Here is a 203-nt window from a genome sequence, read left to right as displayed (position 1 = left end):
GAAGGTAGCTATACTATCGACCCAACGACTGGAGCAGTAACATTTACGCCAGAAAAAGACTTTGTTGGTACTGCAAAAGGAGTAACTGTTCAGGCAACTGCTACGATTACAAATGCTAATGGTAAGACTGCAACCATTACTTCAGATGCGACCTACACACCAACTGTTGTGCCAGCAGTTCCAACTGCAAACCCTGCAACTTC

1 protein-coding gene is annotated in these 203 nt (G+C 44.8%); it reads left to right on the top strand.

Annotated elements, in window-relative coordinates:
- On the top strand, window positions 1–203 hold a 203-nt coding region (locus tag HMPREF2637_RS10380; protein ID WP_141760050.1), incomplete at both ends, for a hypothetical protein.

Origin of the sequence: Streptococcus sp. HMSC065H07 (assembly GCF_001837325.1) — a bacterium.
GTDB lineage: Bacteria > Bacillota > Bacilli > Lactobacillales > Streptococcaceae > Streptococcus > Streptococcus salivarius_H.
This window is presented reverse-complemented; position numbering and strand designations above follow the sequence as displayed.